Origin of the sequence: Brevibacterium oceani (assembly GCF_013623835.1) — a bacterium.
Taxonomy (GTDB): domain Bacteria; phylum Actinomycetota; class Actinomycetes; order Actinomycetales; family Brevibacteriaceae; genus Brevibacterium; species Brevibacterium oceani.
Window position 1 is genome coordinate 436,253 of record NZ_JABKDE010000003.1, and the last position, 13,672, is coordinate 449,924.

The window sequence follows — 13,672 nt, forward strand, 5'->3', positions numbered from 1 at the left end:
CTGTGCACACGATCCTAACGAGGAACCACTTCGGCGAACACCCCGAAGAACGAGGTCGGCGGGAATTCTCAGGCGATCGCGGTCGCCAGCGGGGACATTCCGGCCGCCGCTTCGGCGGCACCGGTCAGTCCGCACACCTCGAGCCAGTTGCCGAGCATGAGGTAACCGCATTCGGTGAGCACGGATTCGGGGTGGAACTGGACGCCGAACAGCGGCTTCTCCCGATGTTCGATGGCCATGACGATGCCGTCCTCGGTGCGGGCGGTGACGGTGAACCGCTCGAGGTCGAGGGTCTCGTCGACGATCGCCAGGGAATGGTACCGGGTCACGGTCAGCGGGCTCGGGCAGCCGAAGAAGATGCCTTCGCCGTCGTGAGTGATCACGGAGGTCTTGCCGTGCATGAGGACCGGCGAATGGGTCACCTCGGCGCCGAACACCTCGCCGAGTGCCTGATGGCCCAGGCACACGCCGAACACAGGCATGCCCGCACCCTCGGCCCACGACAGCAGCGACGGGCAGACTCCGGACTCGGCGGGCACACCGGGCCCGGGCGAGAGGAGGACGCCGTCGTAGGCGCTTGTGGTGGTGGCCACCTCGGCGGCGGGGATGTCGTCATTGCGGACGACGTCGACGTCCGCCCCGAGCTCACGCAGATAGGACACGAGCGTGTAGACGAAGCTGTCGTAGTTGTCGATGACGAGGATCTTGGTCATTGGCCACCATCTGTCACGGTTGCGTTGTTGAAGGGCATGTAGGGGGCGATGACGGGGAAGACGTACTGCATGAGCAGGAGGACGACCGCCGCGATGAGGATGAGGGCGAAGATGAGCTTGACGAACCAGTTGCCGGGGAGCAGTCGCCAGATGAATCCGTACATGTCAGGCACCACCGTTCTTGCTGACCTTGTCGTAGGCCTTGGAGTCCTTGATGCTCTTCGGCGGACCGTCCTTGGCCGGAGTCCAGTCCGTGAGCTCCGAGTAGGCGACATAGCGTTCCCGGGCCGAGAACATCGGGTTGCACGCCGTCATCGTCAGGATCCGGTCCTTGCCCTTGTAGTCGGGTTCGTCGGGCACGGGTGAGAGCACTTCGACGGCGTCGGGGAGGATGATGTCGAAGTTGCGGAAGGTGTAGGTGTAGAAGCCGTCCTTCGTCTGGACGATGATCTCGTCGCCCGGGCGCAGGTTCGCGATCTTGTTGAACGGCTTGCCGTAGGTGACGCGGTGGCCGGCCACGGAGAAGTTGCCGACCTCTCCGGGCATCGCCGAATTCGGGTAGCGGCCGACGCCCATCCGGTTGAGCACGGGTTCGAGGTCGACGCCTTCGGCCACCGTGCGGTAGTAGTCGTCGCCGAATCGCGGGATGTAGAAGATCCCGAAGGCGCTGTTCTTGTCCACCGGGTCGGCGACGACGGGTTCGTCCGGGTCATCGGGCAGTTCGTTGGGGTCCTGGTTCGCCCAGTCCTCGGTGAGCTGGTCGGCGAGGTTCTCGTTGTCACGGTTGGCCTCGATGTCGGTCCACCACAGCTGCCAGACGACGAAGAGGATGAGCACGAGACCGGCGGTGATGCACAGTTCGCCGAAGGTGCGCACTGTGCCGCGGACGGGACCGAGCGGTTCCCGCTCGACCGGCTGACGCTTCCGTCGCGTGGCGGCCTGTTCCCGTCGGGTGGGCGGTGGTCCCTGATGAGCGGGCGGCATCGCCTGTGTCGCCTGCCCGGATTCCACGCCTGAGTAGTCGGGATCCGCGTACATGTCCGAAGCGTCGGAGTAGTGGGCGGTGGGCTGTCCCTGTGCCGCGGCGGCCTCTGCCTCACGGCGGCGCAGTTCACGGCGGCTGGGCAGGGGCTGGTCGCCGGAGCCCGCGGTATCGACCGGGCCGGGGTAGGGGGAGTTCCCGGGGGCCTGTGGTGCGGGGTGCTGTCTCTGCGCAGGACGGATAGTGGGTCGCGAGGGCGGATTTGCGCCCGGCTCGTTACCCGAGGAGGAACTATTCACCACTTCTGCTCCGTGACTGTCACTGCGTTGTCGGGGCTTGTCCGAGGGACGAGCGGGGACACCCCTTGCACCTTATCCTATGAGAATCCCCGTTCGGAGCGCTCTCGGGGCGCTTTCAGGGTAGTCGGAGTTTTTCGCAGTGACCCACGTCCCGAGTAGACTGGTCAGCGACTGTCCCCAACCATTCACTCGGCGACCCCAGCGGAGGTCGGCCGTCAAAGGAGTACTCGTGGCCAAGTCCAAAGGACGGACCCAGCGCCCTCAGCGCACTTCGCGCACGTCGTCGGCGGCCAAGAGCAAACAGGCCGAGACCATCGACGAAGCAGTCGAGACAGAAGCCGTCGAGACCGAGGCTGTCGAGACGGATTCCGTGGATGTTGCGACCGAAGAGACGGTCGACGAGTCGTCGAACGACTCCACCGCGGTCGAGGCCAACGCCGACGATGCTGCTGACAGCGTGGACGATGCCGACACCGAGGGTGCCGAGAAGTCCAAGGGCACCGCCGCCGCTGGCAAGACGTCCACGTCGAAGTCGGCCAAGAAGGCCGACACGAAGTCGTCCGAGGCCAGCGACGCGAAGAGCAGCGACGCGAAGTCGTCGAAGGGTTCCTCGGCCAAGGGTTCATCAGCGAAGCGCACCTCGCGTTCGGGCAACCCGGCCAAGCGGCCGCAGGGTCGCAAGACCGCGAGCTACACCTCGACGTCGGGTCAGCAGACGATCAAGCCGAACCCGAGCTGGTTCCTGCCTGTCCTCATCGGCCTGCTCCTCATCGGACTCATCTGGCTCGTCACCTTCTACGTCTCCCAGGGCGCCTTCCCTGTCGAAGCGTGGGGCAACTGGAACATCCTCATCGGCTTCGCGTTCTTCGTCGCGGGACTGATCATGTCCACCCGCTGGCGGTAGTCGGACTCCCAGCCGCAGTCACCTCTCCATCCACAATCCACAAGCGACGAGTTATACCCAAGCCGGGAGCGTCGCTTGTGGAAAACTTATTTTGAGCTTCTGACCTGCTTAAACACACGTGTGTAAGTTATCCACCATGTGGATATCTCCTGTGGACAACATTTCTTCCACCGTGAAGTGCACACAAATCACCCTTTATCTGGTAGAAGTCGCACCCTCGAACAGAGGGGCCTACAGCCCCACGCCGAACAGCCTCCAGGCACCGGCCAGCACCATGAGGAGGACGAGCCCGATCGCGGTCAGGAAGAACACCGTGTTCCGCGCTCGCTTCGGGACCAGCAGCGCGGCGCAGCCGAGCACGAAGCCGGTGAGCAGTCCGCCGAGGTGGGCCTGCCAGGAGACTCCCTCGACGAGGAGTCCGTACCCGAAGTTCAGCGCCACGAAGACCACGACGCCGGTGAGGTTCCTATCCAGGCGCCGAGTCGGTGCGAGCAGGACGCCGACGATGGCGAACACCGCGCCCGAGGCCCCGATGTGGTTGGTCACCCAGTCGCTGCTGAAGGGTTCGGCGAGAACGAGCACCATCGCCGATCCGCCCATCGTGCCGATCAGGTAGACGATGAGGAACCGCCAATGGCCCAGGGCACGTTCGACGAAGGTCCCGAAGAAGAACAGGCCGATCATGTTCGCAAACAGGTGGAACGGTGAGGGCTCCTCATGGACGAGGGCGACTGTGAGGACCCGCCACGGCTGGTCGAGGGTGAGTGCCGGAACGAAGCTGAGTCGGTGGAGCAGGCTGAGGCCGGGCACCAGTTCGGCGAGGAACGCAACGACCGTGACGATGAGGATCGTGCGGGTGACCAGGGGTGGGGACAGGGAAAGGGCCCGGCCGGTTTCCCGTGCCGAGCCCTCTTCCGGTGTGTCCATCACACCATGGTACCCATGTCGATTCTCAGACCGCGCGGATACTCACGGCCGGTGAGTTCACTTCGAGGTGATGTCGACCTTCTCGAGGACGACCGGCTCGACCGGCTTGTCCATCGCAGCGGTGCGCACGCCTTCGATCTCGTCGACGACGTGCTGCGAGGCCTCGTCGGCGACCTCGCCGAAGATGGTGTGCTTGCCGTTGAGCCACGGGGTCTCAGCGGTCGTGATGAAGAACTGCGAACCATTGGTTCCGCGACCCATCTGCTTGCCGGCGTTGGCCATGGCCAGCAGGTACTTGCGGTCGAACTGCAGCTCCGGGTGGATCTCGTCGTCGAAAGTGTAGCCGGGGCCGCCGGTTCCGGTGCCCAGCGGGCAGCCGCCCTGGATCATGAAGTTCGAGATGATGCGGTGGAAGCCGAGACCGTCATAGAAGGGGCGCTTGGTCGGCTCACCGGTCGAGGGATCGGTGAACTCACGCTCACCCTGGGCCAGTTCGACGAAGTTGGCCACGGTCTTCGGCGCGTGGTTGCCGAAGAGGTTGATGGTGATGTCACCGTGGTTGGTGTGCAGGACAGCTGTGTGCGTTGAGACTGTAGTCATGGCTTCATTCTTCCACGACGTGGTCTCGATTGCAGTCTCACACCGGAGCGTGCTCAAGTCTGTCAGCTGATCTGCAGACAATTCGATGACGCCGCTGACCATGGGCTTGCACGTAGGCCGTAGACTGGGCAGTGATCACTTGACCACCGACATCTAAGGATTGGGAAGTTTTATGTCGAAGAAGCCAACTCGAGATCAGCTCACTTCGAAGCTCGATTCCGCGAAGCAGTCGTCGCTCCGAGTCCTCGCCGATGCCAGCGAGACCGCGGCCCCGAAGCTGCGCGAGGCAGCCGACAAGGCCCGCCCGCAGGTCGAAGCCCTGGCCGAACGAGCCGAAGAGTTCGCTGAGAAGGCACGTCCCCAGGTCGAGGCACTGGCCGACAAGGCCAATGATCAGGTCCACGCCTGGGCCGACAAGCTCGAGTCCTACCGCCCCGAGGCCACCGAACGCGCCGGCAAGTTCGCCTCGAACGCCGCCAACTCGCTGGCCGCCGTCGAGACTCCGAAGCTCGTCGATGACCTGGCCGTGCGCCTGACCGGTGACAAGAAGGCGATGAAGAAGGCTCGCAAGGCCCTCGGCAAGGCCGGCAAGCGGATCCAGAAGGACACCGCACGCAAGTCCGGCGGTGGGAAGGCCGCCCTCGTGTGGACCCTCGTGATCGGCTCGGCCGCCGGAATCGGGTACTACGTGTGGAAGAAGGCGCAGCCCGTCGAGGATCCCTGGTCGACCCCGCTGCCGAACAACCGCCCCGCCGATGCTCGTCCGGTCGGTTCGACCCCGGCCTCGCGCCAGGCCACCAGCGCTCAGGTCTCGCAGACCGCGGTGCCCTCGACCAAGGCCGAGTCCGCGACTGAGGAGAAGGACGAGGTTCCGGCTCCGAAGCCGGCCGTCAAGCCCGCCGAGGCTCAGTCCGGAACAGCGAACGAGGACAAGAACTCCAAGCACTGAGTCCGCCGATCCCACCGCCGAGGCGGCCCATCGTCACGATGGGCCGCCTCGGCGTTTGTGTGACTGACCATCGGCACAGAGCAGTCTGCCCAGCCGTATCCGGGATCGTGCCCGGGAATGCACCCGCGACCGTGTCGGCGGGTGTTCAGTCGTCGTCGAGGACTTCGCGACCGGCGCCCCCGCGCGGGATGCGTCCGGCACGACGGGCCGCGAGCAGACCCGTGATCGTGAATGCCAGGGTGGCGGCGAGGATGAGCATCAGCGGCGCCGTCCATCCCCCGGTGACCGTGTTGAGCCACCCGGCGAACGGCGGCGCCAGGGTCGCGGCCAGGTAGCCGCCGCCCTGCACCCGCGCCGAGGCGGACGCGGTCTGGGCGTCGCTGCCGGCGGTGCGGGCGATGATCGAGAAGATCGCGGTGAAGCCGCCGCCCTGGGCGATGCCGCCGGTGATCGCCCACAGGCCGTAGGCGCCGGGCGCCAGCAGCAGACCGACCGGCAGGGACAGCCAGAGGACGGCGACGATCGCCACGGGCGCCCACGGCTTCGACTTCGCGGCCAGCAGCGGCACCCCGAAGGCGCCGAGGATCGCCGCGATCTGGAACAGGGAGGCCGTGCTGCCGGCCGCGGCCGGGGCGAGTCCGATCGTGTCGGCGAGGTAGCTCGGCAGCCAGGTCGTCGTCGTGTAGTAGGCGATCGACTGGCCGGAGAACGTGACGATGAGCAGGGCGATGATGCCGCGGAAGGCGGCGGGCGCCTGACTCCACGGCACCTTCGCTGCGGGGGCGGCCGCCTCGGTGCCGGTCGATTCATCGGTGCCGGTCGAATGCTCAGCAGCCTCGGTAGCCCGCCGGGCCGCGCCCTCACGGCGTACGCGGGTGCGGATGAGCAGCATCCAGAAGCCGAGCCCGATGAGCGCGAGCACACCCCAGACCGCCAGCGCCCACCGCCAGCCGAAGGCGGCGGCCATCGGCCCGGTGCCGATGAGGGTGGCCATCGAGCCGATGTTCATCATCGCCGAGTACAGCCCGGTGACCATCGCCACCTGTTCCCACGGCACCTCGCGGCGGATGATGACGGGCACGACGATATTGCCCAGCGTGATCGCCAGGCCGATGATGCCCGTGCCGACGAGCACCAGCCAGCCGGGGCCGACGGAGCGCAGCACGGTGCCCACGAGCACTCCCGTCAGGCAGGAGAGGACTGTGGCCTCGGCGCCGAGGCGGGTGATGAGTCGTCCGGCCAGCGGGGTGGCGAGTGCGAAGAGGAGGACCGGCAGGCCGGTGAGCATGCCCAGTCCGGCCGTGCTGAAGCCCGTCCCCTCCTGGATCCTGGGCAGGATCGCCGTCGGGGCGATGATCGGGGTGCGCAGGTTGAGCGCGAGGATGACGATGCCCAGGATGATCCAGGGCAGCATCCGCTTCGGCGAGGTGCGGGGCGGCGTGCTCACATGCGCTCGGGCACGCGGATGCCGAGCACCCCGAGACCGGCGACGAGGACCTCGAGGACGATCGCCGACAGCCGCAGGCGGGAGGCCCGCAGCTCAGGGGTGTCCGCGATGAGCACGGGACACTGCTCGTAGAACGAGGTGAAGGCCTGGGCGAGATCGAAGAGGTACGTGCACAGTCGGTGGGGCTGGGAGCCCGCGGCCGCCTCGGCGATGACGTCGGCGAAGCCGAGGATCGACAGGGCCAGCTCACGTTCGGCCGGCTGCTCGAGGCTGATCGCCGCGTTCGCGACCTCGGCGGCGTCGACGCCTTCGGCCTCGGCCTTGCGCCCGATCGAGCGGATGCGGGCGCCGGCGTACTGGAGGTACGGGGCGGTGTTGCCGATGGGGGCGAGCATCCGGTCGAGGTCGAAGGTGTATGAGGTGTCGTGGGCGACGGAGAGGTCGGCGTACTTCACCGCACCGATGCCGACGATGCGGGCGACCTCCTCGGCCTCCTCGTCGGTGAAGTCGACGGTCGACTCGGCCACGGTCGCCTTCGCCCGGGACACGGCCTCCTCGAGGAGTTCGGCCAGGCGCAGCGGGGCACCGGAGCGGGTGCGCAGGATCTTGCCGTCGGAGCCGAGCACATTGCCGATCTTCACGTGTTCGGCGCTGACCGTCTCGGGCAGCCAGCCGGCCTCGCGGGCGACGGTGAAGACCATCTCGAAGTGCATGGCCTGCGGGGTCCCGACGACGTAGAGGGCCCGATCGACGCCGAGGTTGATCGCACGGTTGCGGATGGCCGCGAGGTCGGTCGTGGCGTAGCCGTAGCCGCCGTCGGACTTGCGGATGATGAGCGGCAGGGGCTCGCCCTCGCGGCCGGTGAAGCCGGCGGGGAACACGCACAGGGCACCGTCGGAGACCGTCGCCAGCCCCTTGGCCTCGAGTTCGTCGCAGACCTCGGCGAGGACGTCGTTGTACGTGGACTCGCCGGCCAGGTCGTCATCACGCAGGGTGACGTCGAGGAGGGAGTAGATGCGGTTGAAGTAGTCCCGGGAGTAGCCGACGAGCCTCGTCCACAGTCCGAGTGTCTCCTCGTCGCCGCCCTGGAGCTTGACGACGCGGGAGCGGGAGCGGGTGGCGAAGGCTTCGTCGGCGTCGAACTTCGACCGGGCGGCCTGGTAGAACGCGTTCGGATTCTCCGACACCTCGGCGGCGGCCTCCGAGTCGACTCCGACGTCGAGGAGGTGTTCGATGAGCATGCCGAAGGGCGTGCCCCAATCGCCGATGTGGTTCTGGCGGATGACCGTGTTTCCGAGGAATTCGTGCGTCCGGGCCAGGGCGTCGCCGACGACGGTGGTGCGCAGGTGGCCGACGTGCATCTCCTTGGCGACGTTCGGCGCCGAGTAGTCGATGGCGATCCGCTGCGGATCGGCGTTCTCCGGTGCCGCTGCCGCTCCGCCGGCCTCGAGGGTGCGGGCGAGGAATTCAGGGGTGAAGGTGAGGTTGATGAACCCGGGCCCGGAGATCTCCGGCGGTTCGCAGATGTCGGAGACCTCAAGGTTGTCGATGATCGTGGTCGCGATGTCCCGCGGCTTCGACTTCAGCTCCTTCGCCAGCGGCAGGGCGATATTGGCCTGGAAGTCCGCGAACTGGCTGCTGCGGATGACCGGATCGCGATCTGCGAAGTCCTCGCCGAAGGCGGCGGTGAGGGCAGCGGCGAAACGATCGGTGAGCGTGGCAGTCAGAGATGGCATACGGCTATTCTATTGCCGCGTGCAAGTTGCCTGGGCATCGGTCTCGGGGCGGGGTACGCCGGCACGTCAGCTTGTAATGTGGGTCACGTGACTTATCTTCGCTATCCCCACATCCATGCCGATCTCATCACCTTCACCGCCGACGACGACGTCTGGCTCGTCGGGGCCGCGGGCGGCCGCGCCTGGCGGCTGACCTCGGACCATGCCCGGGTCCGTTCACCGCGGATCTCCCCGGACTGCGCGCACGTCGCGTTCGTGTCGTTCGCCACCGGCCAGCCCGAGCTCATGGTCGCCGAGGTGGCCACCGGGGTCCTGCGTCGGCTGACCTGGCTGGGTTCGTCGGCGATGACGATGCTCGGCTGGGCCGATGAGACGCATGTCCTCGTCGGTGCGAACGCCGGGGAGTTCGAGGTCCGCAACCATGTCGTGCGGTCTGTCGGCCTCGACGGTTCCGTCGCTCGCCTCCGGCTCGGCCGCGCCTCGGGCCTGGCCCGCCATCACGCGGGCGTCACGGCATTGTCGACACCGTTCTCCCGTCCCCCGGCACATTGGAAGCGCTACCGCGGAGGCACGGCGCCGAGGCTGTGGATCGATCGTGCCGGTGACGCCGACGGCACCGGGGCGAAGTGGCAGCGGCTGCTGCGCGACGACGCCGCCTCGCTGACCGATCCGCTGTGGGTCGGTGATTCCCTCGTCTTCACCTCCGACCGCGCCGCGACCTTTCCTCATCATGCCTCGGAGCAGGCGAACCTCTGGATCATCGACGGCCTGGCCACAACCGCCTCGGCGACGGCAGACGGAGCGGGCGGTCACGGCACCGGCGGGGCCGGCGAACCCCGTCAGCTCACCCATCAGGCCGAGGCCGACGGGTACGTGCGGGATGCCACCACCGACGGCACCCGCATCGTGTGGCACAGCCGTGGTGAGATCAAGATCCTCGACAGCCTCGACGCGCAGGTGCGCACGCTGTCGGTGACCCTGCCGGGCACCCAGGTGCAGCCGCTGCGCCTCGACCCGAGCACCGGGATCAACCGGATCAGCCCCGATCAGGGCGGCAATGCCTCGGTGATCGAGTGGCGCGGGAAGACCTTCTGGCTGGCTCACCGCGAGGGACCGGCCCGGGCGCTGTGCGCGGATTCGTCGATCCGCACTCGCGAGCCCGTCGTCCTCGGCTCCACCGGACTGGCCGCGTACGTCACCGACGTCGACGGGGAGGACGCGATCGAGGTCGCCTCCGTGACCAGGGAGAAGCCGCCTCGGCGGATCGGGGCCGGTGCCTTGGGTCGGGTCCTCGACCTGCGCGCGGACCCGGCGGGGAAGACGCTTGCCACGATCTCCCACGACGGATCGATCCGGCTCATCGAGGTCGGCAACGGCCGCACCCGGCTGGTCGGGCATTCGGGCTTCGGTGAGGCCAGGACCCCGAGGTTCTCCCCCGACGGGAAGTACCTCGTGTGGTCGCAGCCGACGCAGGGCGAGGAGCAGCTGGCGCAGCTGATGATCGTCGAGGTGAAGTCGGACCGGGACGCGCAGCCGCTGACCAGCGGCAAGTTCAACGACGCCTCGCCGGCGTTCACCCGCGACGGGAAGTACGTCGCGTTCCTGTCCGACCGCACCTTCGACCCGGCCTACAACCAGCATTCGTTCGACCTGTCCTTCAACGGCGTGACCCGTCCGTGGCTGCTGCCGCTGGCCGCCGACGAACCGGCCCCGTTCGGCCCGAGCGCGAGCGGATGGGCGATCGGCGAGGTGGTCGAGGAATCGAAGTCCGAACGCGGCCGCGGTGAGAAGCCGGTCACCACTGCCGAGGTCGAGCTCGAGGGGGCGGAGGAACGGATCCTGCCGTTCCCCGTGGCCTCCGGGGTGTTCGAGCATCTCGAGTCGGCCGATGGCGGGCTGCTGTGGATGCGCACCGGGGATGCCGAGGACGGCGAGCTCGGCACGAAGCGGGCCGGGGATGCCGGTGAGAAGCCGAAGCAGGCCGTCCAGTTCTTCGACTTCGCCAAACGGAAGCTGGTCACCGTCGTCGACGCGGCCGACGAGTACGAGGTGACCGGGGACGGCAAGCTCATCGTCGTCCGCACCGACGGCGACATCTCCGTGGTCCCGGCGAATCGGAAGGTCGAAGCCGATGACGACGCGTTCGTCTCCGTCGACACCTCCCGGCTGCGCTTCGAACTCGATCGTCGCGCCGAATGGCTGCAGATGTTCGAGGAGAACGCTCGGATCATGCGCGACCACTACTGGCGCGAGGACATGAATGGGGTCGACTGGGAGTCGGTGACCCTGCGCTGGCGTGCCGTGGCCGCGAAGGCGCTGACACATGACGATCTCGTCGACATCCTGTGGGAGACCGTGGGCGAACTCAACACCTCGCATGCCTATGTCACCCCGCCTTCGGGGCCGGGCAATGGGTCGGACGATTCGTCGACGAAGCTCGGCTTCCTCGGCGCGGATCTGGAGAGGGCCGCCGGCGGGTGGACGATCACCCGCATCCTGCCAGGTGAGAGCAGTGAACCCGCCGCCAGGTCGCCGCTGCGGCAGGCCGGGGTGGCAGCCGCTGTCGGTGATGTCATCGTCGCCGTCAATGGTCAGCCGGTCGACGAGGTGGCCGGTCCGGCCGCTCATCTGCAGGGGGCCGCGGATTCGATCGTCGAGCTCACGCTGCGGCGGGGACGGCGCAGGGATCGCACCGTCGCGGTCATCCCGTTGGCCAGCGAGGAGAAGCTGCGATATCAGGACTGGGTGCGCTCCCGGAGGGAGTACGTGGCGGAGAAGTCGCAGGGACGCGTCGGCTATGTGCACGTGCCCGACATGATGTCGAACGGGTGGGCGCAGCTGCACCGCGATCTGCGGCAGGCCATGGGATGCGAGGGGGTCATCGCCGATGTCCGGTTCAACCGGGGCGGGCACACGAGCGCGCTCGTGGCCGAACGCTTCGCCGACCGGGTCATCGCGTGGAACGCCGCCCGGAACTACGATGCGATGGTTCCCGATCCCGAGGATGCCAGGCGGGGACCGGTGGCCTTCGTGGCGAACGAGTTCTCCGGCTCCGACGGCGACATCATCAACGCCCGCGTCCAGGCCAAGGGCATCGGCCCGGTCATCGGCGTGCGCACCTGGGGCGGGGTCGTCGGCATCGACGGCCGCTATGACCTCGTCGACGGCACCGGGGTGACCCAGCCGCGCTATGCGTTCTGGCTCGAGGGCAAGGAGTGGGGCGTGGAGAACCACGGTGTGGATCCCGATATCGAGGTCGAGCACGATCCGGGTCAGCTCTTCGCCGACGATGACCCGCAGCTCGATCGTGCGATCGCCGAGGTGCTCGACCGTTTGGAGGCCCGTCCTGCCGCTGCGCCGCCGGAGTTCCCGCCTCCGCGCGTACAGTCGCCGAAGAAGGACGGCCCTGCCGAGGGGGCCGACGCCTGATAGGGAGGACGACGCCGGACAATTAAGTGGGTGAAACCGCCGGCGCAGGCGTCGGTGCCGCGTCGGGTAGAGGCTCACCGCTCGACCGGCACCAGGGCCCACATCGCGAACGCGAGCAGCACGAAGCCTGAGATGACTCCGCTGATGACCGGGATGAAGGCGGGCGCGGCCGCGAAGAAGGCGATGAACCCGCCGATTCCGCAGAGGGTGACGACGGTCGCGAGCACATGGAAGCGATCGAGTCCGAAGACCTTTCCGAGGGCGAAGAAATGGGTGCCGACGACCACGGCCACCCAGGCCACTCCGAGTTCCGGGTGGCCGAAACTCGCCAGCAGGCGTGCCCCCGCGAACAGAGCGATCGCCTCGATGAGGACGATGATCCAGTAAGCGCGACCGAACGGAGGTTCCCGCCGCGCTCTGTCCTCCCGGGAGTCTGCGCCACGGCGCTGCACGAGGCCCCGCACGGCGAAGACGAGGATGCCCGCGAACACAACAGCTCCGAGCGCGATGACCAGAGTGCGACCCAACGCAGAGAACTGCGAACTGTTGATGATGAGGAACAGCAGTCCGAACGCTCCTCCGATGAGGGCGCCGATCTCCGCCCCTGTCGCGGGCGTACGGCCGGGAGTCGAAGGGGTGGTCGGTTCCGGTGCTTCCGAAGTCATCGTCGTCCATTCGTCGGTGAACTCCGTCCTTCTTCGGAGGAGCTCCACGGGTTCATTCTTGCACCATCCCGGCCGCATGAGGTGATTCTGACCTCTTGACCTCTTCTGTGAACTGATGTTCACTGGGTGTGAACACAGATTCATTTTTCATCGAGGAGGCACCGATGCCGACAGACACGACTACGACTCAGCAGGCCGCGACCGACGAGTTCGAGGACATCCTCTACGAGGTCGAAGAGAACTTCGCCGTCATCACCATCAATCGCCCCGAATCCTTCAACTCCTTCCGTTCGCAGACCGTCGACGAACTCATCGAGGCCTTCACCCTGGCGTGGGGCGACAATCGCGTGCGCTCGATCATCCTCACCGGGTCCGGGCAGAAGTCCTTCTGCGCCGGCGGCGACGTCAAGCAGAAGGCCGAGACCGGTGACTACGGCCCCAGCCGCTACGGCATGTTCCGCATCTCCGAGCTGCACAAGGTCATCCGCTCGGTGCCCAAACCCGTCATCTCCGCAGTCAACGGCGTCGCCGTCGGCGGCGGCAATGTGCTCTCCACCATCTGCGACATCACGATCGCCGCCTCCCACGCCCGCTTCGGGCAGGCCGGTCCGAAGGTCGGCTCCTTCGACGCCGGCTACGGTTCGGCGTTCCTCGCCCGCGTCATCGGCGAGAAGCGCGCCCGCGAGATGTGGTACTTCTGCGAACTCATCGACGCAGAGAAGGCCGAATCGTGGGGGCTGGCCAACGAGGTCGTCGAGGCCGATGAGCTCATCCCCCGTGCCAAGGAGCGCGCCCGGGCACTCGGGCTCAAGGCACCGACCGCTCTGCGCTTCCTCAAGCAGTCCTTCAACGCCGACTCCGAGATGCAGACCGGCTTCACGAACCTCGCCATGAGCGCCCTCGACCTCTACGCACACTCACCCGAATCGCACGAAGGTGCCGCCGCCTTCGCCGAGAAGCGCGACCCCGACTTCAGCCGCTTCGACGGCGCCTACTGAACCCCGAAGACCCGACAATCGCA

The 13,672-nt window shown here is 67.1% G+C and carries 12 protein-coding genes; 4 read left to right on the forward strand and 8 right to left on the reverse strand.

The features are described 5' to 3' along the window. Positions 1-68: 68 nt before the first annotated feature. From HK401_RS08455 to HK401_RS08465, 3 genes are read right to left on the reverse strand one after another with little or no spacing between them, the layout of a single operon-like run. Entirely contained in the window at positions 69-713 is a 645-nt protein-coding gene (locus HK401_RS08455; RefSeq protein WP_181274215.1) for an anthranilate synthase component II, read from the reverse strand. Continuing rightward, the gene (locus HK401_RS08460; RefSeq protein WP_181274216.1) at positions 710-877 is read right to left on the reverse strand and encodes a hypothetical protein; all 168 of its coding nucleotides are present in this window, start codon (positions 875-877) and stop codon (positions 710-712) included. The genes HK401_RS08455 and HK401_RS08460 overlap by 4 nt, the downstream gene beginning before the upstream one ends. 1 nt (position 878) lies before the next feature. Further along, on the reverse strand, positions 879-1,997 hold the full coding sequence (locus tag HK401_RS08465) for a class E sortase (protein WP_309135937.1): 1,119 nt from the start codon (positions 1,995-1,997) through the stop codon (positions 879-881). Between the two features lie 226 nt (positions 1,998-2,223). On the opposite strand from HK401_RS08465, the gene HK401_RS08470 reads away from it, so the two are divergent. Further along, entirely contained in the window at positions 2,224-2,898 is a 675-nt protein-coding gene (locus HK401_RS08470) for a cell division protein CrgA (protein WP_181274217.1), read from the forward strand. 231 nt (positions 2,899-3,129) lie between these two features. On the opposite strand, the gene HK401_RS08475 is transcribed toward HK401_RS08470, so the two are convergent. Beyond that, the gene (locus HK401_RS08475) at positions 3,130-3,825 is read right to left on the reverse strand and encodes a rhomboid family intramembrane serine protease (RefSeq protein ID WP_181274218.1); all 696 of its coding nucleotides are present in this window, start codon (positions 3,823-3,825) and stop codon (positions 3,130-3,132) included. A 57-nt stretch (positions 3,826-3,882) separates the two neighbouring features. Beyond that, positions 3,883-4,425, reverse strand: a complete 543-nt coding sequence (locus HK401_RS08480) for a peptidylprolyl isomerase (RefSeq protein WP_181274219.1) — start codon at positions 4,423-4,425, stop codon at positions 3,883-3,885. A gap of 172 nt (positions 4,426-4,597) precedes the next feature. Here HK401_RS08480 and HK401_RS08485 point away from each other — a divergent pair, with 172 nt between their 5' ends. Next, complete coding sequence (locus HK401_RS08485) at positions 4,598-5,374, forward strand: hypothetical protein (protein ID WP_258234079.1); 777 nt, start codon at positions 4,598-4,600, stop codon at positions 5,372-5,374. A gap of 145 nt (positions 5,375-5,519) precedes the next feature. On the opposite strand, the gene HK401_RS08490 is transcribed toward HK401_RS08485, so the two are convergent. Further along, entirely contained in the window at positions 5,520-6,788 is a 1,269-nt protein-coding gene (locus HK401_RS08490) for an MFS transporter (RefSeq protein ID WP_181274406.1), read from the reverse strand. 29 nt (positions 6,789-6,817) lie between these two features. After that, on the reverse strand, positions 6,818-8,557 hold the full coding sequence (gene argS / locus HK401_RS08495) for an arginine--tRNA ligase (RefSeq protein WP_181274220.1): 1,740 nt from the start codon (positions 8,555-8,557) through the stop codon (positions 6,818-6,820). Positions 8,558-8,644: 87 nt separating this feature from the next. Here argS and HK401_RS08500 point away from each other — a divergent pair, with 87 nt between their 5' ends. After that, positions 8,645-11,986 (forward strand): S41 family peptidase, encoded by a 3,342-nt coding sequence (locus tag HK401_RS08500; protein ID WP_309135939.1) that lies wholly within the window; start codon positions 8,645-8,647, stop codon positions 11,984-11,986. A gap of 74 nt (positions 11,987-12,060) precedes the next feature. Here HK401_RS08500 and HK401_RS08505 read toward each other — a convergent pair whose 3' ends face one another. Beyond that, positions 12,061-12,699 carry a hypothetical protein gene (locus HK401_RS08505; protein ID WP_309135940.1) on the reverse strand — a complete coding sequence of 213 codons (639 nt, stop codon included), beginning with the start codon at positions 12,697-12,699 and terminating at the stop codon, positions 12,061-12,063. A 116-nt stretch (positions 12,700-12,815) separates the two neighbouring features. Here HK401_RS08505 and HK401_RS08510 point away from each other — a divergent pair, with 116 nt between their 5' ends. Then, positions 12,816-13,649, forward strand: a complete 834-nt coding sequence (locus HK401_RS08510) for an enoyl-CoA hydratase-related protein (protein ID WP_181274222.1) — start codon at positions 12,816-12,818, stop codon at positions 13,647-13,649. Positions 13,650-13,672 lie beyond the last annotated feature (23 nt).

What these genes read in the sequence shown, in the direction of transcription:
- HK401_RS08490 (WP_181274406.1), bottom strand. Translation starts at nt 6,788, where the DNA reads ATGCTGCCCTGGATCATCCTGGGCATCGTCATCCTCGCGCTCAACCTG.
- HK401_RS08510 (WP_181274222.1), top strand. Translation starts at nt 12,816, where the DNA reads ATGCCGACAGACACGACTACGACTCAGCAGGCCGCGACCGACGAGTTC.
- HK401_RS08485 (WP_258234079.1), top strand. Translation starts at nt 4,598, where the DNA reads ATGTCGAAGAAGCCAACTCGAGATCAGCTCACTTCGAAGCTCGATTCC.
- argS (WP_181274220.1), bottom strand. Translation starts at nt 8,557, where the DNA reads ATGCCATCTCTGACTGCCACGCTCACCGATCGTTTCGCCGCTGCCCTC.
- HK401_RS08460 (WP_181274216.1), bottom strand. Translation starts at nt 877, where the DNA reads ATGTACGGATTCATCTGGCGACTGCTCCCCGGCAACTGGTTCGTCAAG.
- HK401_RS08480 (WP_181274219.1), bottom strand. Translation starts at nt 4,425, where the DNA reads ATGACTACAGTCTCAACGCACACAGCTGTCCTGCACACCAACCACGGT.
- HK401_RS08475 (WP_181274218.1), bottom strand. Translation starts at nt 3,825, where the DNA reads ATGGACACACCGGAAGAGGGCTCGGCACGGGAAACCGGCCGGGCCCTT.
- HK401_RS08455 (WP_181274215.1), bottom strand. Translation starts at nt 713, where the DNA reads ATGACCAAGATCCTCGTCATCGACAACTACGACAGCTTCGTCTACACG.